This window comes from Photorhabdus aballayi (genome assembly GCF_026153155.1).
GTDB lineage: Bacteria > Pseudomonadota > Gammaproteobacteria > Enterobacterales > Enterobacteriaceae > Photorhabdus > Photorhabdus luminescens.
On the sequence record NZ_JAPFCD010000009.1, the window covers coordinates 116,119 to 139,241 of the forward strand.

Genomic DNA, 23,123 nt, shown 5'->3' on the forward strand with positions numbered 1-23,123 from the left:
GGTTCATCGTTATACAAGCAAATAGAACGTTATCTTTACCCATCGTTAAGCGATTTCACTAATGCATAATAGCGTCTCTTTTGTTCACAAAAATGCGATCTGTAACATTAAATAAAAAAATTAATAACTTTGTAGTAAAGAATATCTCTATTAACATTAAGGTTAATTCGCCCTAAATAACTTTGCAAATAGTCGAGCACCTTGAAAGAACTCAACCCGTTTGAGTGATCTGAGAAGTTATAAACAGCGCCCAAACCATCTGTTTTGGTTTTTACCGTATGTTGACCATCAACAATCAGTTGGTAGGACTTAAATTCACTGATTTGAGTGTAACTACTAATAATGTAAGTGCGTAACAGATAATAATGTAAGTATGTAACAGATAATAATGTAAGTGCGTAACAGCTAATAATGCAAGTGCGTAACAGCTAACAATGCAAGTGCGTAACAGCTAACAATGCAAGTGCGTAACAGCTAATCATGCACGCGCAATTATCAATGTCGCTACATATGGCAACTGTTGCAATTGGTACCATCCAACCCACCAGCAAATTCACCTTCACTAAGAGCTATTAGTAGCTTAGTCCTAGATATTGATTGAATTGAATCCGGGGCCTCAATTGGAAGTTCGTTGCTTACTGCCATCGCCTTTTTGACCTTTGATTGTTTTTGGCATATTCCACCCATAAAACAAGGCCACACCGAAGTGCAGCCTTGAATTTAATATTTAAAACGAAATTTAGTTAATACAATATTTTTTATAGAAATTTCGAATTTCTAAAGTTACATGCGGAGATATATCAAACCCAGAAAGAATCCGATTAAAAACAGAATCACCACATGGTTCATGGATTTTAATATCACCAGCAGACATATGCTGTTCAACTGTTACTGAACCAAAAATATCAGCACGACCATAGAAAACAAAACTCGGATGTCTAATAAAAGGATGATCGCCACAATTCAATATACATGTTCGATCATACGGTATATCCGGTTTCAAAGAGCTGATATTTACAGCCAGAAAACATGTCTTAGTTTTTTTAGGGTAAAAAACGGGATCACAGCAGATAATATATAAGTGATCTGTATACCCGGATGGGATAAGTAAACTTCTTTTCCTTAAAATCCCACCCGGCATTACCGCAATCCTTGAAGAAAACAGTCCAGTTGTTGCCTTTCTATTAACTCTCGCGCCAATTTCTCAGCAACTTCTGGTGATTTACCGACAGCAATAAAAACAGAAATTGGTGAAATAGGATAAGAACTGCCGCCTGGATCTTGCCACTCAGTACAATGTTTATGAGTATACTCGACAATCTCAAAGCGGCTCATATGACCGAACTGTTCCCAAATGGCATCCAGAACCTTTAATTCAGCATCAGAAAGAGATGCAAAATCATCCCTTGTTACACCTTTCCGTTTGAGTGAAATTTCATAATTCTCTTCACTTTTCATCCATGCCCCCCACCCAAATTCATCACTGGCGTAATCTCCAGTAATTAAATTTAAGGTTTGCGATAAAACTGGCCCTCTAGGCATAGATACCATTCGATCACCAGTGATAGGGTAGCCATAGTCATTCATAGATACCCTATCTGCCAGATAAAGCAACTTCATAAGCTTCAGATATGCCATGCGCCCGCCGCGCTTATGCAGCAAATAGGCAGCCATTTGGGCTACTTTTTCTTCGCAAAACATAGAAACCTCCAAGACTTTTTCAAAATACCAAACTGGCAATTTACACATATAATGTACTTCTAAATGCGCAATCCTGACAAGGTTAATTCTAATAAAGTCAATGAGTTAAAACTATATTTCTGATATATAAAGAATTAAAGATTTAAAAATTCTTTATCTTGAGGCTAAAAAATGTATAGCAACCAACACAACCCAAAATGTTGCTGTATGATCACTGTTGATCTTCGTATAAAAATAAAATTCCAAAATAGCGCTACATCTTATACCACTCATAATTCCATGTATAACAATGGAATCCCACCAAAAGTCTTCCATCAGCTAGGGGTGATCAATCCGTTCCTCTCAAATTGAAGTTGCTGGCATAACTACAATAAACTTATACAACAATAAACTTATACAACCTGCATTTAACATAGACTCTGCCCATATTCGACTTTAAGCTATACACTCATGGTATATAGCAACAATCAAAGAGGTGCGCCATGATATATAAAAGTAAAGTTTTTATGAGCAACCGAACTCAAAATGTAAGGTTACCCGCAGATCTCCGTTTCCCTGATAATGTTAAAGAAGTTACTGTTAGGTCAAGAGGCAAGGAACGAATTATTGCGCCCGCACAGAATACATGGGATAGCTTTTTTCTGTCTGATCAATCTGTAACTGACGATTTTTTACCTGAACGTCCTGATCAAGTAACAAGTGAAAGAGAATCTTTCGATGATTAAATATCTGCTCGATACTGATATCGTGATTTTCACGATAAAAAAGCGCCCTGAATCCATACTGCCTAAATTCAATAAGAATACAGACCACATGGCTATTTCTACGATCACATTAGCAGAACTGATTTTTGGGCTAAAAAAAGTGGAAATCCCGAGAGAAATCTGGCAGTTATAGAATATTTTATTTCTCGATTAACTATTCTTCCTTATGACGAACAAGCCGCATTTCACTATGGAAATATTCGTGCGTCACTAGAAAAAATTGGAAAACGGATCGGGGATAACGATCTGCATATTGCAGGACATGCAAGAAGCAAGGGATTGATAGTTGTTACCAATAACACAAAGGAATTCAATAGGGTTGATGGATTGAGAGTGGAAGATTGGACACTAGATTGACAACACTAAGCAAAATCTGCCTCTGTGTTAGCCGGGGCAAGATTTTATGAGAGTTTGTTATTACTCAGCTTTTAACGATTAACTTTTACAACAGTAATTAAATAACATTTTAAACTTATATTATTTTTGGCATTCCTATTTTGACGCATAACCAGAATCCGCATAATAACAGTAAATTAACACATTAATATGATCATACAAAAACAATGTAGTTCTATAGTAAAAACAATTAAATGTTGTAATTAAATCAATTTAATATTAAAACAATGATAAAACATCAACAAATAAAACTCAGAAATAATTCCTGAATAAATGGCCCACCTTTCTGTGAGCCACCTTATTAAAACTTTTTTACTGATTTATAAAGAGCTGATTAAGCAAATTTCCCCTTACCAATCGTGACATCGGTCCACGCCGTTGTGATAGCCGTTTTCGCCTGACTGTCCAGACTCTCAATAAAACCATTATCACCCACTGTTGGGGAAAAACTACTCATAGCCTGAATCAAAGAATCCACCGCATTATCTGACAGTGACGTAAATTCACGCTCTCCTGACGCGTTCTTATCACTCATCCGAGTCACCAATTTAGCGCGATTACCATTAAAGTAATCATTAAAGGTGACCGAACCTACCGATTCAAATTTCCCCAGAGCAGTGTTGTCCTGAGTATGACGATTCATTGACAGCACCAGATCATACCCGCTGCGCTGAAACCACAAGTTTCTCCAGTCAACACCGTTAAACAAAATCATATCTTCTGCGCTGATATCTCTCACTCGGTTATCAATCACCTCTCCGCTGACCACAAAGCTATCCACACCTGCACCGCCCCGGAAATGGTTCTGATACCCGCCTAACACCAGCAGATCCTGACCTTCACCACCATCAAATTGGCTGAACTTCGAAATCGCCGCGGCTATCAGATGATCATCACCTTCGCCGCCATTAATCACCGCATGGTAGCCCATCAACTTAATCGTATCATTGCCGGAATAACCATCGATCCGGTTGTCATTACCAAATACTCTGGCAAAGTCATCGCCTCCACCCAGTTCGGCTTGATTATTATTGCCGATGATCACTGCATAATCCTGACCTTCCCCGGTATCCACCCGGTTATAGTTGCCAGAAGTGACGACGTAATCTTGCCCGTTGCCGGCATCAATAAAACCACCTTCACCGAAGACAAACGTCTGGTCATTACCTTCCCCCATAAAGACATGGTTAATGCGCCCGGCCACTACCGCGGTATCATCCCCTTTACCGCCAAACATCCAGTTTTCACGCCCCATCAAGATGCCAAGATCATTGCCTTCACCACCGGTAAAGATATTGGAAGTCCCTAACGAGTAATAAACATCATCACCGCGGCCCCCCCAGAAGTTGTTGTTATCTCCCAGATAAGCGCCAAGATCTTTACCGTCGCCTCCCCAGTTGAAGTTATAGTTCCCCAACGATACGTGAATATCCCCATCCCCTTGCAGATGACCGCTGCTCCTCAGGAAATCAAACGTTTTTTCTTCCATATTAAGTAGATCTGTCGTCAGGTTTTCTTTCAGGTTAACCACTAACGATTTCATCTCTCGCTGTTTCTCTTCGCTGAATATCGTTGCAAACAGATTAGGTAGGTTAAGCGAATTAAAACCAAAGACGGGCTTGAGTTTATTATTAGTCTGAACATTTTCTTCATTGATACTCACCAAAGATCCTGATTCCTGACTCTCATCAGGCGCTTTCTCTTTCAGACCATGACTCTCGGCAAATGATCTGACGCCATCCTCGCCCATATCAATGCCCGCTTCCAAGCTATCAAGTAACTTTTCTGGATTGGTGAAAGCTTGCAGTTGATCACCGCTAAATTCCCCAATCACTTCCAGCATCTCTTGCAGAATCGCCTCACCATCAACCGATTCGCCCGTGCGGGAAATAATTTTTCCGTCTGCGGTGTAACTCACGCCAAAAATATCCGCTAAGGTGGTATCCGCATTTACACTCGCTAATCGGCCAATCAGTTTATTCTTAAGCTGACGTGGCAAGTCCTGTGGATTATAGGTAAAGGTGGTCTTCGCCATGCCTGTTGCTGAATATTGCTGCGTCATCAGGCCAAACAGTGAACCCAAGTTAGTATCCAGAATCGACTGGATATGGTCACCGAACATTAAGTTCCAGTTACCGGTTGTCACCTGGATATCCGCGCCTTGACCGCCTACAGCAAAGTTGAAGGCCAGTTTCTGATTGGCCTGACGGAACTGTTCTATACGACTTATTTTGCCCATATTCGCGCCATGTTCGCCTAGCCACTGATTAAACTTCTTGTTCAATGTCAATTCAGCATCATGCTTCAAACCACGGCTGCTACGCTCATGTTGCGAATCCAGATCAGTCAATGTGTTGTAGTCTACGTTGCTGGTTTGGTCCAAACCGGACATATCTTCCACAAACCTCTTCGCGCCGGCGATGGTCCACTGCTGATCTTGTGCCGCCAGCCAATCTTGATCCTCACTGGAACCGGCAACCTCTTGCAATACGTGAGCAATACGCGCAGCGCCATCAAACGGATTAACCAACGGCGGCGTTGGAATGGATTTATCCATCATCACAATCAGGTCATTACTGCGGCCCTGATTAAAGCTGACATTGCGATTACCGATAAACATTTGCGCCCCTTCAAGCGCTTGGTAGCCTGCAATATCGAAGCTGTGTTTACTGTCGCCATTACCGATGTGCGCCATCACATTGTTATCACCGAAGGCCAGTGATTTAAAACCACCGCTACCCACTTTAATCCCGACGTTCGAAGTTCCCCAATTGAGGGCGGTAAACTCTCCATCTCCCACATTTACCTGAATATTACCGGAATAACTGAGTTGATTATTCGATTGATCGTCAGGATCAACCTGAATGGTATTTTCACGTTTCTTTGGTTGAACTAACACTTCATTGTGACCAGTAATCGCGCCTTTAATAACGGTATCAGCTTCGGTATGTCCTACTCTGGAGAGGTTGATATCACTTTCAGCAATACCACGACGAACCTGTTCGGTATGCGTGATCAGCTCATTTTTATCATTCCAACTTAATACGACTTTGTTATCAGACAGATTGTTAACCCATTGGTTATTTTGATCACGGGTAAATTTGCGTCCACCGGCATCAACAGCCACTTCACTACTGCGAGCGGAAACATCGCTGCGAATGCCTTGTTTATCCAACACTGAGATAAATCGACGAGCAAAGCCATCCCGTTTGTCATCACTTATCAAAGAACAAGCCACAATACTGATGTGATCAGGTTTGTGAGTTATGCTTTTACCTAGATTAATGTCCTGATAAAACCGCGTTAATCTGGTCGCCAGTTCATCAGCAGCATAACTACTCAGACGAACGTTATTTTGCTCCGACGCATCACGGCCATGACCGACAATCTGCCAACGTAACTTACCGGATAATCTGGCAAGATCGCCATAAACCACCCGATATTTGCCCTTAGAGTTAAGTTGAACCACTACGCTAGAATCTGAGTGTTTACCCGCCAGATTGGCCGCGGCTTTAGCGACGACCGGATCATCTTCCATTTGGATAATAATCTGACCATCAAAACGAGTTTCACGGCCATCAGCTTGTGGCGTCACCTTCTCTACTTGCCAATCACCGAGTTGCCTGCTCGCTTTCTTATCCTGCTGAGTATCGTCGATGATCGTAGGTTCTGGTTTCTTATTCTTACCCGATAACCCGTCTAACTCTTCCACCGCTGGACGACTTTGTGGCTTCACCTTGGCATGTTTCTGATAGAATTCCCCAGTTTCTTGGAAAGCGTTATCCAGCGCCTGATTTATCCACACTTTGCTTTCTTCACCGGCAATATCCACTAGATCCCGATAATTGGCCGTGTAGCTGTTGAGTACCTGCTTACGTTGTTCATCACCGGTTACCTGTAGTGCCTGATAAACCGCCAGACTTTCGTTGACGGAATGACCACCATCAAATACCAAAAATGCCAGCGTGTTGAGATAGCTCTGTCTAGCCGAGAAAGTAGGTTGTTTACTGGCAATATAGTTATTGAGGTGAACCATAATATTGGTTGAACCAGATGCCCCCGTCACCACAGAGTGGCCTTGCGCTAACGCATTATGTTCAAATTCTGTCTCCCATCCAGGAACTAAGATCCGTCCTGCGGCAACCTTTCTGCCATACAAAAAATCGTCATGCTTATCGTGCGCAGGTTGATAAGGCAGCGCCGTGCCATAGTCGTTGGTCTGTTTGCCCGTAATTTCCACTCTATATTTAACATCTGTCCCGGCAGTCAGTTCTGAACTGGTCGAACGAGCTTTGGTGATAACATCCTCATAGAAACGATCTCCTCCAATCTTCCATGCTGTACGATCCATCCCCATCCCTGAAGTGATTGCCATTTTTACCGACAGAAACGGCACTTTAATCACATCAAAACCGTTATTGACTGTAGTCATCATGGTCTTGAAATTGGCAAAAGTCGGCTCGTCCAGAAATGTGATTAACTCAGGCACCCGACTAAACCAAGGACGAAAGTCCTGATTGATAGCTCTAGCAAAAAGGCGCATCTTAGCCGCAATATGATTATCACGTACAACCTGATCCGGGTAATAGCCGCTTATCCACTGCTCAAATTCCTGCACCAAGAACTTGCCTGTCCGCTCTGCGGTATCTCTGGCTTCCGACGATGCCTTTTTCACCAATTCATAGGCCAATTCAGAATCAAAATGACGGCCAAACAGGTTGTCAATATATTGTCCCGTCGCCTTTTCTTTACGGGCATCAGCCAGTAACTGTTGAGCTAACGTGTGTAATTCAGGATGTGTCTGCAATTGGGTAACCGCATCCTCAAATAGCTTAATGGTTTCCCGTCGTGTTACTTGTCCGCTAAGCCAAAGGTTTTTGGCCCGTTCAACTAACGTCATACCTTCGGGAATGGCTGCTTGTTGCAACCGGCTAACAAAAACGATGAGGCTTTCACTCTCAGTTTTAGGCGCTTCCCGTTCCGCAGCAGAGTTAATCTGGGTCAATGGCTTGATTTGTAAATCAGTAAGACGATTAATTTCACTTTGCGCGATATCACTTTTCAGACCGACCACACGCCCGAATCCATCAAAGGATACCTGTTGGTCAAACTGTGCAACATGGTCAGGCGATAAACTAACCCCTAAAATCCCGGCTGATTCAGCTCTTTTTGCTTGAAGGTAGGCAACCAATTCCCCCATCTCAAAACGCAAGCTTTTAACTAATCCGCCACGCTTGGCAAATTCATTAGGATCATGCTGTTGCCAATGAGCAAGCGCTTGCTCAAGCTGCAACACATGGTGCTCATCAGGTTGTTCAACCGCATTACTGAAAGCCTCACGTACTGCCGCCAACGCCTTGCTAGGCCGATCAGTATTTATCTGACCAAGATATCTTTTCGTCGAATCAATAAACCGTTTGTTACCCTGACTCAGTAAGAAAGGCTCAAATTCTCTCAGGATGGAAGAATGGGATTTAAGGCTATCTCCACCAGCAACTTGCCCTAACCCTTGCAAATTGATACCCGAAATTACAGGTACTTTTGTGATTAACTTTCTGGGTTGATTTGAGATAGGCTTCACAACCCTATCGGATGACGTTCCGGTAAGAGAGGAAATGATCGAAGTACCGACATGTTCTGCACGAATACCCTTATTAATCTGTAATCGATTAATCGCCTGCTGCGCACTATCCAATGCCGCCAAATCTGCGGCTGTTAATGTCAGATCTTCACTGTTCCAGCCATTAGCTTTCGTTTTGGATTCAGGATTGATATGACTTTTTGGTTTCGCTACGTCGATTGGTGTATAAGCTTTTCCAGACAAACCACTGCCGGTCGCTCCGCTACGATCTGGTTTTACATCATCAGCCTGTTTCGCCCCTTTCGCATCAACCTGCACCTGAGCGGCTTTATTTTTCGCTACCGAGCTATCATGTTCACCGCGTTGTTTAGCTTCTTCATACACAGCATAGGCATCGCTTTCCGCTTTTGCTGCCCGCAGACGTTGCAAATCAGCTTCTTTCTGTCTTGATTTCGCTTTTGTACGCGCATCCTCAATATTGTCGTCTGCGTTCTTTATATTCTGATAACTTTGCTCTAAACCGGCTTCTGATTTGCCAATTGCATTTTTTACTTGTCGTTGGCTATCAAGGAGGTGCGTCTGCGAATCCACTAATTTTTGCTGTGAAATAAATTTGGTGTCATTTAATTTCTCCTGAGTGCGATCCAGATATCCCACAGCAAACCGGTTACGCCACTCATCGCCAGATTGACCATCGTAACTCCCATAGTCATTAAGCGCATTCAAACGTTGAGTCATGGAGAACAATTCTTTCGTTACTGCCCACTCTTCTCCACTTATTGCATCACGCTGTAGTTGTCCATTGGTATTCAACACATTTTGATCTGTTGATTCCAATTGGAATTGTGATTTTGAAATTATTTTAAGTTGGTTTTCTCGTTCTTGTTCCAGAATCCGACGATTTTCTTCCGCTTTCTCTTTATCACTTAACCCATTTTGTACAGCGCTGTCCTGTTTTGCATGTTTAATAACCGCATCAGCTTGTGATGATGATTCACTCTGAATCGAATCAACCTTGTCTCCAATATGCAAGGCATTCTGGATAGCCTCAGTATCAGGGATTTCCACCTGAGTTACCGTACCGCTTAATTTATCACGCAAATCCGAACCAACTTCATCAATGGCATTCATATGGAAACCATCAATGGCAGAAACTTCAGTTAAATTAATCGCTCCTCGGCCTCTATACGTACCAGAACTATTCGCCTCATTACCGTGAATCAGATAGCTAATTGCCTGACTACCTTCCACACTTAACACAGTTCGTTTAATACTTTTAAACAGAAAAGGAAGGTTATTACTTTGCGTATTGCTTTCCGCAATAGAAAAAGTGTAGAAATCGCCGTTACCCACCTTAATCGCGACATTATTACGCGCATAAGAGGCATTAATCCCCAAACCATCACCAATATGAATATTGGCATTGCCTTTACCTTTCATAATCGCAACATTGAGACCATGCCCGACTTTAGTATTAACGTTATATTCACCCCACGCTGCGTTAACGGAAACTCCATCACCCACTTTGGTATTGATATTAAAATCGCCATGCGTCGCGGTGACACTTAAACCACTCCCTACCGAAGTCGTAATATTGGCTTTGCCTTTTGCCGCAGTAACCTGCACACCATCGCCTACTTTGGTGACAATATTCCCTTTACTCCACAAAGCATTAAAGCTGTCACCGTTACCTACCTGAGTCACAATGTTAGCGTCAGCTTTGGCAAGCACCACATTACGGCCATCACCAATCTTGGTAATTACATTAGCTTTACCCCAAGCCCCCGTATAGTCATCGCCGTGACCAACATGGGTGATAATATTGGCATCCCCTTGAACAACGGTGATTTCCTGCCGATTACCCACTTTGGTAATAATATTCGCTTTACCTTTCGCGAAGTTATAACGATTACCATCACCAATTTGAGTCAGGATATTAGCATCCCCCCAAACAGCATTAACGCCGATACCGCTCCCCACTTTGGTAATAATATTCGCTGTACCTTTGGCGAAACCCACTGTCAAACCATTACCGACATGGGTCATGATGTTACCCACATCGGAAATAAATAAACCGACTGTTGTCCCGTCGCCCACCTTCGTTAGAATATTGCCCTTACCGAATAGCACCGCAGCAGTAGTTGATGACCCCTTATGAGTGATGACATTAGCTTCCGCCGCCGCAACTACTCCCATAAAATCATCACCCACTTTGGTAACAATATTCGCCTCGCCTAACGCTAACACACCGGTTAAGCCATTGCCGGAATGAGTCATGATATTGGTTTGCCCAAACATTGCCGCCAATGTTGTTCCATCACCCACTTTGGTCATCACATTCAGTTCACCGGCAAACAAGCCAATACTGGCGCCATTCCCTACATGCGAATAGATATTGGCCTCACCAACCATCAAACCAAGCGCCAAATCATTGCCCGCTTTCGTCAGGATATTGCCCTGCCCGATCATCGCGGCAAAGGTTGAGCCATTTCCTACATGGGTCATCACATTAGCCTCACCGATCATTGCCGCCAGCGTCATGCCGTTACCCACTTTGGTTGCAATATTGCCTTTAGCCAACATCAAGGCAACACTCATTTCATCACCAATATGAGTAAACACATTGCCGGCAGCTATCATCAATGCCAGCGCCTTACCATCCCCCACGTTGGTAAACACATTCCCCAAGCCCCCCATCAATCCCCATGCATCGCCGTCGCCAACATGGGTAAATATATTGCCGCCGCCAATCATGGCCGCAATTGCAGTTCCATTACCCACTTTGGTAAAGATATTGCCTGCGGCTCCCATGACCCCCAGAGTCTGACCGCTACCGACATGAGTCAGCACATTACCTATGCCAAGCATAATACCCGTGGTGTCATCATTTCCGACTTTGGTCAAGATATTAGCGCCACCCAACATCACACCTGTCGTACTCCCGTTACCTATGTGAGTAAGCACGTTGGCGCCGCCGCCCATCAGCGCAATAACCCTACCTCGGCCTTTTTTCGTCAGAATATTGGCGCCGCCTAACGCAACCGCTGTGGTATCTGATTTTTTATCATCATTGAGATGGGTGATAATGTTAGCCCCACCAAGCATACCGGCAACCAAATCACCAGCACCAAGCTTAGTCAGCACATTGGCGCCGCCCACCTGTACCGAGGAGAGTTTTCCCTCACCGGTTTGGGTCATCACGTTAAAACCGCCTGCACCTAACCAATTTGCATTGCCATTCCCTATTTGGCTATGAGTGTTATACCCCCCAAGCATGATAACCCGGCTATTGCCGTTACCTTGATGAATCGAGATATTACCCATCGCCAAAAGATGAGCCAGATACCGTCCGTCACCGATACGAACCAGAACGTTTGCCGCACCGCCAGCGTAAACATCCATTTCCCCATGCTGACTTTGATGAACCAGCACATTTGCCAGACCTGCGCCACGGAATGTCAGATTGCCCTCTTTACCCCTTTTCACGATGACATTAGCGGCACCGGCACCGTCAAAATTGACATTGCCGCTTGTGACACTGGAAGTAATGACATTGCCGCCTCCCATACCCTTGAAATTAATGTCACCGGTGCTGTCACCTGTATCCGTGGATGATTTCACCAATTCCTGACGACTGTACTCTTCGGTATGGGCTAAATGCTCAGAAACACGGCATACTGAATTCACTTTGTATTGCAGATGGGTTAGCGAGTATCCACCTATATCCATCGAGCGATAACCATTTTTTCGAGAAAAATCTTCCGCAGCCAAATTGTTAGTATGATCGCCCGCTTTGTACCACGCACTGGCATAATATTGCAGCGCACCTGTTTTAGGCTCATTTCTCAACTCAACCATCACCACTTTGGTATATGACTCAACATACTTGGCATAAATATAAGTGTTCGGTTGACGGTTCGATTTCACCGCTGAAACATCCAATACCAAACCACCGGAATGAATTGCATTCCCATGCATTTTGGCATCAACCAGCGTGACATCTCCTGCTCTGGCATTAGTTCCACCGGCATAAGTCACCCAATGGTTTTCCTGTAAATCTTCTTCAACAGTATGCTGAATAGTAACGGGTTGATGATGCTCAAAGATTAGATTAAAGAGGCGGTAACCCCCATTGAAACTTATATCGAAAAATCCATTGCTTGTAGAGATATTCTCCGTAGCGAGATTATTAAGGTGATTGCCATCTTTGTACCAAGAAGTAGCGTAATAACCGAGCTTACCGGTTTCAGGATCATTTTGAAGTTGGACCTTAACAAGCTTAGTGTACATTTCATCGGCAAACGCAAACAGATAAGTGTTAGGCTCGACAGTTGATTTAATCCCCATCACCTGCTGATGTTGAGATTGTTGGAGCCACTTTCCTCCCATAGTCGCCGTTGTTAATACGATCTCTTCCGCTTTAGCGTATTCCAAAGCGTCATCACGAGAACCGCTATCTACACCAATTCTTGCTATTTCATTGTAAGCGCCGGCGCCATCGAAAGTAATATCACCATGTGCGACATCAGAATAAAGCCGGTTATATCCTCCTGCCCCGTCAAATTCGATATTACCGTGGGTCTGTCCATATTGATCTTGACTTTGGCGCAAGCGTTCAATACGGTTTGATGCCCCTGCTCCATGCAAAATAATATTGCCTTCTTTACCCTTACGTATAATGTGATTATCAACCCCAGCACCGGTGAAATTAATATTACCGCTTTCAACCCGCGAACTAATACTATTTGCCGCTCCCCCACCTTCAAATTTCACATCGCCGTGGCTTTTTTCATAGTGATCATACCAGGTACGATCAATTTTATTTCCAGCACCCGCGCCGAAAAAATTTAAATCGCCCTGATTGGTTTCATGCCATAATTCGTTATAACCTCCGACACCGTCAAAAGTCACTTTACCGGATTGCCCTTTACGACTCAGGCCATTATAAGCAGCCGCCCCAGAGAAATTGAGGTTACCGCGGCTCCCCCGGTGATCGATAGCAACCCCTCCCGCCGCGCCAGCAAATGAAATATCACCATTACCACTCTTATCAATACCCGAATAACCCGCAGCGCCATGTACTGACAGATTACCTTCCTTATCCACTATTTTTAAATATCCGGCGCCACCATTGACGACCTTATTACCAGAATCAGCATAGACCGTCGCCCCAATCGACCCAAGGGTAATACGATCATCTCCTCCTTTAGCATAAATAACCCCTCCTACGCCGATGGCAACAATATTATTACCATCATCATCATCGTAGTATTTCCCAGTAAAGAAATATTCTGTACTACGGTTTGATGATTTACCCATAAATAATCCCTTAATTTAGCTGTGGTTAAATAGAAAACCACTGCATCTGGCAGATACAGCAGCGGTTTTGAGAATCTAGTTTTCCGTGGGCAGAGCAAATCCACCGTTCTTCCCACGGAAAAAAATATAATGACAGCCATCAATTAGGTATTATTTATATCATTTTCTCTAATTTAGGCAGATTACTCTAACTCTATTAAGTTATTATTCATTTGATTATTTACTTTCTAATCAATGAAATAATAAGAATTTTTTATAACTGATATCAGAGATGATTGTTCGAATTTTTTAAACATATTCCCCCCTCAACAAGAAATTTATTCACAAAGATTAAAAATATATCGTGAAATAAAAAACCAAGCTCGACACACAATGAGCTTATATATATAAAAAAATACTGTTATAAGAATAAAATAATATAGAGCAAAAACTCAAAATCAATATTAATACACGAGAAAGTCTGTTTACCCCCCACATATTGCCCTATATCCCCACACTGATGTTAACAGTACAAATAAGATAGTAAAAAATAAGATTAAACTATATATTAACTCATTGTTTTTATTAAAATTATTAAAAAGTTTTTCATAAATAAAATTATTAGCTGAATTAAACCAATAAATACAACATCACTAACTATAATGAGGGACAGCACGCCAGGTGAGGATTGATATAGCCAAGGTTAATTATTACCCAGGCTAAGATGATGGAAATGTTAACTTAAACCTATTTGCGGTCAATAAAAATAACTTGGAAATCACTGAAATAGAAAAAACCAAATTTATGTTAGCGTCATTCATTAAGTATGTACTACTTAATCCCAATGAGTGTAACTATTGCCAGCTATCCTTTTAAAAGGGATAGTGATCACAAATAATAAGAAAAACTAAGAGTATATACTTAACACAACAGGTGTAATTTGCTTAGCTCAATCTTCAAGCCACATCAAAAACGTGTCCAAAAACTATCGTTTCTTTCATACTACTATCCATATTTGTTCTTTATTACAAAAAAAGTAAATGAAATAGCTTAACAAAACAGCTATTAAGCATTAGGACAAATAACTATTTATCCATTGACAACAACCAGGATGCTAATAATTTTGGATATAATCTGCACTTATTTACTATTAATGATGGATGCTTTCCAGCTAAAAAGTGGCTGATATCAGGCACAACAGCGAGCGCAGCAACAGCTTCCAACGACTCTTTCAATAAATACTCAAATAATTCACACATAAAATAGTATATATAGTTATATTTCTTGTCATTTAAAGTTTCATTGTAAAATAGTAAAAATTCAATTAATAAACATACGCTTTTTGACGAGAAAAGTATTATATTCTATTATATAGCAGTCCACTTAACACATAATCGAAAAAGCAACCATTCAGATAACAATTTAAATAAGAATTTAGGAGTTACTATGTCAAATATAAGAAACAAATCCGCTTTTATTACGCCACAATTAACCATGATGTGGGATAAAAGCAATGAACCTTGGGGTGCCAGAGATCACCAGTCACGATTTATTTATGCTAACTCTGCCTTCTATCAACTGCTCAACCTTCCTGAAGATTTCGATATTATAGGGCTTTCTATGGGTGAATTACCCTCACCTATTGCTGAATATGCCGAAGAGCTCCACCGTCAGGATCAAAAAGCCATCCAAACTATGCAACGCGTTACTTCACTGGAAACACATCAGTTTGGAGAAAATAACGTTAAACAGACCTATATTTGCGATAAATTTCCCCTTTTTGATGAGAATAATGATTGCATTGGGATTTTCTTTCATATGTATAAGGCTAAAGATTTTTCTGTTTCTTACTATTATGAGAGAACATCGCCATCAACCCTGGAATTTATGCCGCCTAATAATATATTGACGCAAACCGAGTGGGAAGTGCTTTTTCTAACCCTACGCTCACAAGATGAAGAGAGCATCAGTAAAGAATTAATGATCAGCACAGAAGATGTCGTTAATCACATTCAGTCAATTTACCAGAAATTTAATTTACCACCAGAGACAGAATTAGCAGATTTCTGTAAGAAAAATAACTATCACCTTTATATTCCTGAAAGGTTTCTTACCATTGGCAGCAAGGAATTATAAATTTAAATTACTGATAATTAATTATACAATAGGGTTTCATTATGAACAAAATTAATAAGCTAACTATTTCATCTCAAATCATTAATACTTTGCAGCAAAGTAATGAACCTTGGGGAATCAAAGATAAAAATTCATGTTTTATTTACGGCAATCTAGCACTTAAGCATCTTCACAATATTTCAAATTCATTTGATTATGAAGGACAATATGATGATGAAATTCCTTGGGATGGAGCGGGGTTTGCAAAAGAATTCGTTATTCATGATCAAAAGGTAATGGAGAAAGAAGCAAGAGTATGTTCACTTGAAACACATATCTTCGGGAAAGATAAATTTCTTTCATCTTATTTCCAAGAAAAATATCCACTCTATAATGATAAAAACGAATGTATCGGCACCATTCACCATGCATGGAAAGCTCAGGACTTCTCATTCACTCGTCTATTTCATGGAAAACTTCCTCAATCTATATTATTTCAACCACCAACCGACATATTTACGCAACGAGAATGGGATGTTATTTTTCTTCTGTTACATAAATATACTAGTAAGCAGATGGGTAAAATGTTAAATATTTCCTATCGTACTATTGAAACCCATCTTTCACGAATATATAAAAGAGTTGGTGTTCATTCTAGCAAACAACTGGAAGAATATTGCCGCACAAATGACTATGATCTCTATGTACCAGAAAGATTTGTGCATCCAGAAAGCAAAATGTTTCCTTGACTCCTAAATAACAACAGAGTTTTTATGAAGAAGAACTATAAAATATCACCTCAAATTATTAACACAATGGGAATAAGTCATAAACCATGGGGCGTAAAAATAGTTCTTCATTTTTTACTTATAGCAATTAAGTAATAAAATTTATTTATAATGATAAAAAATTATTTTATTATGGAAAGATTAAAACCAAACTTACGTTTGCGCCATTAATTAAGTATTTACTACTTAATCCCAATAAAAGTCACCATTTCCAACTTTTATTTTAAAAGGGTAATAAATGCAAACAATATGCAAAACTAAGAACATCTACTTAACACAACAGACGTAATTTACTTAGTTTAATCTTCAAGCCACATCAAAAATGTGTTCAAAAACCATTATTTTTTTCACGATACTGTTCAGATTTATTCTTTATTACCAAGAAGAGTAAATAAAATAATTTAACAGAACAGCTATTAAGCATTAGGAAAAATAATTATTCATTAATTGACAACAATAAGGGTACTGATAATTGCAAGTATAATCTGCATTTATTTACCATTAATGATTGATGATTTCCAACTAAAAAACACCCGATATCAGGCTCAACAGCAAGCACAGCAACGGATTCCAACTATTTTTTCGGCAAATTCCTCAAATAATATTCATCTAAAATAGTATATATAGTTATATTATTTCATGTTTAAAGTTTCATTATTAAATAGTAAAAAATCAATTAATAAACATACGCTTTTTGACGAGAAAAGTATTATATTCTATTATATAGCAGTCCACTTAAGACATAATCGGAAAAGCAATCATTCAGATAATAATCTAAATAGGAATTCAGGAGTTATTATGTTAAATATAAGAAACAAACCCAGTCATATTACGCCACAATTAACACTAATGTGGGATAAAAGTAATGAACCTTGGGAAGCCAGAGCTCGCCAGTCAAGATTTATTTATGCTAACCCTGCCTCCTATCAACTGCACAACCTTCCTGAAGATTTCGATATTATAGAGCTATCTATGGGTGAATTACCCTCACCTATTGGCGAACATGCAGAAGAATTCGACCATCAAGATCAAAAAGCCATTCAAACTATGCAACGCGCCACTTCACTGGAAACGCATAAGTTTAGCGAACATAAGGTTAAACAAACTTATATTTGTGATAAATTTCTCCTCTGTGAAGATGTTGTTAACCATATTCAGTCAATTTACCAGAAATTTAATTTATCACCACAGATAGAATTATCAGATTTCTGTAAGAAAAATAACTGTCATCTTTATATTCCTGAAAGATTTCTTACTATTGGCAGCAGGGAATTGTAAATTTAAATCATTAACTGCACAATAGGACCTCACCATGGAAAAAATCAATAAGCTAACTATTTCATCTCAAGTCATTAACACCATGCAGCAAAGTAATGAACCTTGGGCAATCAAAGACAAAGACTCATGTTGGATTTTTGGTAATCTGGCATTTAGACAAATCCAGGATCTCCCAGATTTATTTGATTATGAGGGGAAATATGATAATGAACTCCCCTGGAATGGGGCTGAATTTGCAAAAGATTTCGTTATTCACGATAAAAGTGTTATGAAACAAGGGCAAAGGATATGTTCACTTGAAACACATACATATGGGAAGGATACATTTCCATCATCTTATTTCTCGGAAAAATATCCACTCTATAATGATGAAAACGAATGTACCGGCATCTTTCTTCATGCATGGAAAGCCAAAGACTACTCATTAGCCAATCTACATCTATATTACAAAACATTACCAGCATCAATTATACTCCAACCACCAAGCGATATTTTTACGCCGCGTGAATGGGATATCATTTTTTTCTTTTTACAAAAATATACCAGGAAACAGATTGGACAGAAATTAAATATTGCTTACCATACCGTTGAAACTTATATGGCTCGGATATATGGCAAGATAGGTATTCACTCCAGCCAACAACTGGAAGAATATTGTTTAGCAAATAATTTCCATCATTATGTACCAGAGAAATTCTTATTGTCCTAGCAACTTAATTATTACACTATTCTGCTTCTGACAATAAAATTCAATCTGGACATACCAGAAGAAATAACGGTAGCCTTATTAATAAGTTAAGGCTGCCGCTGATATAGCATTATCAATGTTATTATGGAAAAACGAATTAACACAATTCTGCCGTCTTTTCTTCTCATTTAAGATTTTATTCACTTAAGCATTACGAAAATAACACCAAAAAAACCCTCAAAGAAGGAAAAATTCATTTTCCTTTAATATCAATATGAGTTTCTGATTTTCAATTCCAATACAAGGATAAACTCTCAAAATAAAGAATAACATCAGGCATTGTGCGCTTTTGGCTAAACAAAGATAAATCCATTGATTAAAACAAGAATTAATTTACGAGCATCATTCCGAGAAAACCACACCATCCTTTACTGCCCTGTCAATTAGCGCAACAGCAATAAAGGCCAAGAGTGGATTTAACAAGACAGACATAAACAGAACTTAATCTATATACCCTTGCTGGCGTAAATGGCGGACCAACACATTCCCTTCCGGCACAAACTCGGTACTAAAACGCACCAGTCCAACACCTTTAAGTTCAGCGCTGATGTCATAACGCAGATGCCCCGGCGCAAGCTCCGACAATAACTTAACATCAACTCGTTTCAAACGCGGTTCATAGGTCAACAACGTGTGCTCAATCGTCGAGACCAAGCGCTGTGACGACGCAGGCAACCCTCGCAGAATGGTGTCAAGATCAGGCAGACCATAATCGGGCAGATGGGTGAGCGAACCAGCACGGCTATTAAGGATACGTTGCATATTGTCTAATACCGACAAAATTACCTGATCTTCTTCACTCACCTGATGCAACTCCAGACCGCAATTAAAATTACCGAAAAGACTTTCATACAGAGAAGGTTTTTTCATTTACTCACTCCTTTTCAGGCAATAAGGTCAAGCCTCTGGCATTGAGCTCGATAATACGAGGCCTATCCGATAACAACTCATTGCGTTTTATGATCCGACGCCAAGTCCCCTTGGCTAAATCGGGGTTTCTGAACAGCCCCACCACCGCGACATATTTCGCCTGCGCCGCCATCGGCATATCAAGAGAAGCATGACCACCCGGTTTCACCACCACCTCCTGACTCGCCAGATAATCAGCACTCAGCATCCGGTCGCCGTTATCCAACAAATCCGCATAATCCGCCTTTTCTATAGCGTTATTATCCCGCAACTGATAGACCCGAACCAATGCCGGGACGGACAACGCAACACTTTCTCCCGCGTCAGTATTGACCGCCGCCCGTGGAATAAAATCCAGATGCAACATTTTCACCTGCTTATGAAAAAGGGATCGGGTGGCCGCTGCCGTGCCATCAGTCACGGTCTGAGTCAGGCCACAACCTGTCAGCAGTAATGTTATCGCCGCTATCGTCGGCACAATTTTATAAAAAGGGATAGTTAACATAATCTCCTCCTTTGTCTTGATTACTGTCTGGCGGTATCCCCTGATAACCCCCTAAATTCACCGTAATGTTGTCAGGCACTACCGCCTGATGATCTTCAACTTTTAAACCTAATACCCCCGTCAGCCCTAACTGAACCGGCTGACCGCCCAGTATCGGCGGCGGTAATATTCGGGTCGGTAGAGTCAGTTGCAATCTGGCTTGGTATCGCCAGCCCAGATAAACCCGCAACAACACCAAAAAATCAGTGTGCAACTGCCCGCCCGGCAACCAACCCCGCGCTTCATCCGGGCACTCGGTATACAGCGCCAGCAATAACTGGCTATTGATATCAATGCCCATTCTGCCTAGCACAGTACGCTGGGAGAGGGAAATTCGGTGAGTAGCTGAAAGATTCGCCGGTTGCATTAGATGGATCTGCCGTGGGCAAGAAGGCGTCACCACGATCCGGGTTTGCGGCGCCAACAATGCCACCAGCGCCGATACGCCTTCTGCGGTTCGAGTTGGCAGGCGCATAACGCTGAGCAGCGCCAGAAAACGAGACATCGGCGTAGCAATATGTTGCTGACTACCCGGTAGCCCTAAACCAATCAGCCCGAGCAGACATTGGGACGTTCTATCAGTTCCTCCGGTAGCAAACGTTGCCGGATAAGAGTATTTACGCCAGATACGGTAAAACTGGGTGAACATCCGGTGGTTAAAAATATCCAGAAAGGCTTCTATTGCTTCATTCCCTTCCCTTTGCTGAGCGATATCATTCAGGTAAGCGGTCGGCAACAAAGAATCCACTCCATACAACCCCATAAACGTTGTTCTGACCGTCGGCGGACGCTCTGGATGTTCATTGTCAGTTTCTATCGCTTTCAGTTCACTGGCGGGAAATCCCAAACCTGGATCAGGCCGCAAACGTATCGCATCATCAGCCGGATTTTCCGTACTACCCATTGGCGGCCGATCAGGGACTGCAAGTTCAATAATCTGACAGAACTGGTAGAAATTGAGGGTTGAAATGTCCGATTTCAGCATTGCCATCAACCGGGAATGTTTTGACAGTGTTGTTCTTCCCATAACAGTCGTTCCCCCGTAGGTTGTAAAATCAGCGTAAGTCGGTTAAACAGATGAATATCGGTATACAAGGCAAAAAAGCGGCTGAGCATTTCACCAAACAAGCTGATATCACCGGTGCCTGCAAAGCCGTTGCTATCCAGCGTCACTTCAATGTGCACGCCTCGCCGCAAACATCCCTGTTCAAATCGCTCAATCAACGAATGCTTCACTGCAACAATCGCCTCCAGCCGACGATAGTTCATCTCATTATCGGTCCAGTCATACAGGGCCAACGTCCCGCGTAACACTTCCGGGTTATCCATCATGCTAAGAAAATTAGAACCAAGATGGCTGAGCACTCGCCAGTGAAAACGGTCCCGATTGGGCGGATAGCAGGGCAATGTCGGTTCACACAGGTTACGTACCGTAAATTCAGCGAGTGGAGGATTAACAGCGGTATCCAACAGCGAATCCTGCAATGCCCTACGAGGCAGTTGACCATTAGTGCCGGTCAGCGTGAGTGACAGAATCTCTTTTTGATCTTGATACAGTTTTTCATCATCAAAATCCGCTCCCCCCAGAATAATCCAAGTGTCACACAAACCTGACGGCCCTCGTTTCACACGGGTATGGTAGTAGCACTCCGGCGCATCATGACGCAACATGCCGCCTTTATGACGGAAACTACCGAACGGCACATACCGATGGCCCTCGCGTTTCGAAGAGGACACCTCATCCACGGAATAAACCTCGGTATGCCCGTCCTGAATACGGACCGGACACAGCAAATACTCAGTTTGCAATGGTGACAATTGCAGCGGATCGGATTCCAATCGAAACAAGTTAATCACCGGGGTACAGTGCAAGCGGATATGCTCGGCAGAAAATGGTAAATCAAAAGGCCAACTTTCACGCAGAACCACATCCAGCTCAAACCACGGCGTTCTCTCAGGGAGAGTCAACTTTTCCAATCCACAGAGCGCAACAAACATAAACTTTTCACGGAAGGTGAAATACTCCAGCAGGAGTTGATAACCACTGAACGAACTTTCCCCTTTCGGCCATAACCGTTCCTCTTCCCCAAATCCCATTGGTGTGAATCGGCCGTCAAATGGCTGACGATCCGGCTGACCGGGTAAACGCAGGTAAAGTTGTTGCGTTTGCAGTGTAAACGCTCGATGTAACGCACAAGCCAGCGGGCTGTCGGCACTGAGATACAACGGTAAACGGCTCAAATCAATTTGGCTCCAGTCCACCAGTGTCCCGCAACCAAAACGCAATCGAATAACAGAACGTCCATTCGGTTCCTCCTGCAAGCAAGCGTCGGTCAGCGCCAGAGGCAACAACTGAACCGCCTGAGTCGTGGTATAACGACATTGGGTCTTGCTTGGGCCGATCGGTTGCGAAAGGATCTCAAAGCCCTTTTTCACCTGTACCGGATTTTTCAACTTTGCCCAATCCATCCCCAATTCAACAATGGAAAGGGATGGAATCGTGCGTAAGTAATGCGGCCACAGTAAACTGACCAGCCCTTCAGTAAACTCCGGCAAATCATCATCCAGCTTCTCACGCAAGCTCCCGATCATAAAGGCAAAACCTTCAAACAGACGCTCGACAAAAGGATCGCGCATACCGATCTTATCCAGATTAAGCGCGGCCGCCCGGTCAGGATGAGCCTTAGCAAACTCTTTGCCCGCCTCACGTAAATAGCGCATTTCTGCCTCATAATAGCGCAGGGTTAAATCATCCATAGGATGGTCCTCCAAAAGAATTATTAAAAAATACCGTTTCCCGTTCAGAATAAATAATAAGAAGGGAAGTAACATATTAGAGAAAAATAGCTATAGTCTGATATCACCTAAAAAAACAATGCCAGACATAACGATATTCTCTATTTTATTGCCAACGCAATCACGCAATAAGCAATTAATATTCAAAAGATATATTTCATATCGAAATACCTTACCATTGATTTTTAAATTATTATCTCAACCA

Annotated in this window: 12 protein-coding genes and 1 pseudogene; 6 read left to right on the forward strand and 7 right to left on the reverse strand. The window is 41.8% G+C overall.

The features are described 5' to 3' along the window. Positions 1 to 739: 739 nt before the first annotated feature. Both OO184_RS07330 and OO184_RS07335 read right to left on the reverse strand, forming a co-directional pair. Complete coding sequence (locus OO184_RS07330; RefSeq protein WP_265378609.1) at positions 740 to 1,141, reverse strand: hypothetical protein; 402 nt, start codon at positions 1,139 to 1,141, stop codon at positions 740 to 742. Then, entirely contained in the window at positions 1,141 to 1,701 is a 561-nt protein-coding gene (locus tag OO184_RS07335; protein ID WP_139656058.1) for a Panacea domain-containing protein, read from the reverse strand. Before OO184_RS07335 ends, OO184_RS07330 begins: the two co-directional genes overlap by 1 nt. A gap of 482 nt (positions 1,702 to 2,183) precedes the next feature. Here OO184_RS07335 and vapB point away from each other — a divergent pair, with 482 nt between their 5' ends. Together vapB and vapC are read left to right on the forward strand one after the other, a co-directional pair. Continuing rightward, positions 2,184 to 2,426 carry a type II toxin-antitoxin system VapB family antitoxin gene (gene vapB, locus OO184_RS07340; protein ID WP_088371652.1) on the forward strand — a complete coding sequence of 81 codons (243 nt, stop codon included), beginning with the start codon at positions 2,184 to 2,186 and terminating at the stop codon, positions 2,424 to 2,426. Then, positions 2,419 to 2,822: pseudogene (gene vapC / locus OO184_RS07345) on the forward strand (type II toxin-antitoxin system tRNA(fMet)-specific endonuclease VapC). The gene vapB and the pseudogene vapC overlap by 8 nt, the downstream one beginning before the upstream one ends. A 373-nt stretch (positions 2,823 to 3,195) precedes the next feature. On the opposite strand, the gene rtxA reads toward vapC, so the two are convergent. Continuing rightward, positions 3,196 to 13,761: an MARTX multifunctional-autoprocessing repeats-in-toxin holotoxin RtxA gene (rtxA, locus tag OO184_RS07350; RefSeq protein WP_265378610.1), complete on the reverse strand. Its 10,566-nt coding sequence runs from the start codon at positions 13,759 to 13,761 to the stop codon at positions 3,196 to 3,198. Between the two features lie 1,425 nt (positions 13,762 to 15,186). On the opposite strand from rtxA, the gene OO184_RS07355 reads away from it, so the two are divergent. The 4 genes from OO184_RS07355 to OO184_RS07370 all read left to right on the forward strand — a co-directional run bounded on the left by OO184_RS07355 (position 15,187) and on the right by OO184_RS07370 (position 18,630). Beyond that, complete coding sequence (locus tag OO184_RS07355) at positions 15,187 to 15,876, forward strand: PAS domain-containing protein (RefSeq protein ID WP_265378611.1); 690 nt, start codon at positions 15,187 to 15,189, stop codon at positions 15,874 to 15,876. Positions 15,877 to 15,917: 41 nt separating this feature from the next. After that, positions 15,918 to 16,604 (forward strand): helix-turn-helix transcriptional regulator, encoded by a 687-nt coding sequence (locus tag OO184_RS07360; protein ID WP_265378612.1) that lies wholly within the window; start codon positions 15,918 to 15,920, stop codon positions 16,602 to 16,604. 837 nt (positions 16,605 to 17,441) lie between these two features. After that, on the forward strand, positions 17,442 to 17,921 hold the full coding sequence (locus OO184_RS07365) for a PAS domain-containing protein (RefSeq protein ID WP_265378613.1): 480 nt from the start codon (positions 17,442 to 17,444) through the stop codon (positions 17,919 to 17,921). A 34-nt stretch (positions 17,922 to 17,955) separates the two neighbouring features. After that, positions 17,956 to 18,630: a PAS and helix-turn-helix domain-containing protein gene (locus OO184_RS07370; RefSeq protein ID WP_265378614.1), complete on the forward strand. Its 675-nt coding sequence runs from the start codon at positions 17,956 to 17,958 to the stop codon at positions 18,628 to 18,630. Positions 18,631 to 19,110: 480 nt separating this feature from the next. Here OO184_RS07370 and tssE read toward each other — a convergent pair whose 3' ends face one another. From tssE to tssF, 4 genes are read right to left on the reverse strand one after another with little or no spacing between them, the layout of a single operon-like run. Next, positions 19,111 to 19,539: a type VI secretion system baseplate subunit TssE gene (gene tssE, locus OO184_RS07375; RefSeq protein WP_265378615.1), complete on the reverse strand. Its 429-nt coding sequence runs from the start codon at positions 19,537 to 19,539 to the stop codon at positions 19,111 to 19,113. 4 nt (positions 19,540 to 19,543) lie between these two features. After that, positions 19,544 to 20,083, reverse strand: coding sequence for a type VI secretion system lipoprotein TssJ (gene tssJ / locus OO184_RS07380; protein WP_265378616.1), 540 nt, complete (start codon positions 20,081 to 20,083; stop codon positions 19,544 to 19,546). Continuing rightward, positions 20,061 to 21,149: a type VI secretion system baseplate subunit TssG gene (gene tssG, locus OO184_RS07385; RefSeq protein ID WP_265378617.1), complete on the reverse strand. Its 1,089-nt coding sequence runs from the start codon at positions 21,147 to 21,149 to the stop codon at positions 20,061 to 20,063. Before tssG ends, tssJ begins: the two co-directional genes overlap by 23 nt. Beyond that, a complete protein-coding gene (gene tssF, locus OO184_RS07390) occupies positions 21,113 to 22,879 on the reverse strand; it encodes a type VI secretion system baseplate subunit TssF (protein ID WP_265378618.1) in 1,767 nt (588 codons plus the stop codon). The genes tssG and tssF overlap by 37 nt, the downstream gene beginning before the upstream one ends. Between the last annotated feature and the right edge of the window lie 244 nt (positions 22,880 to 23,123).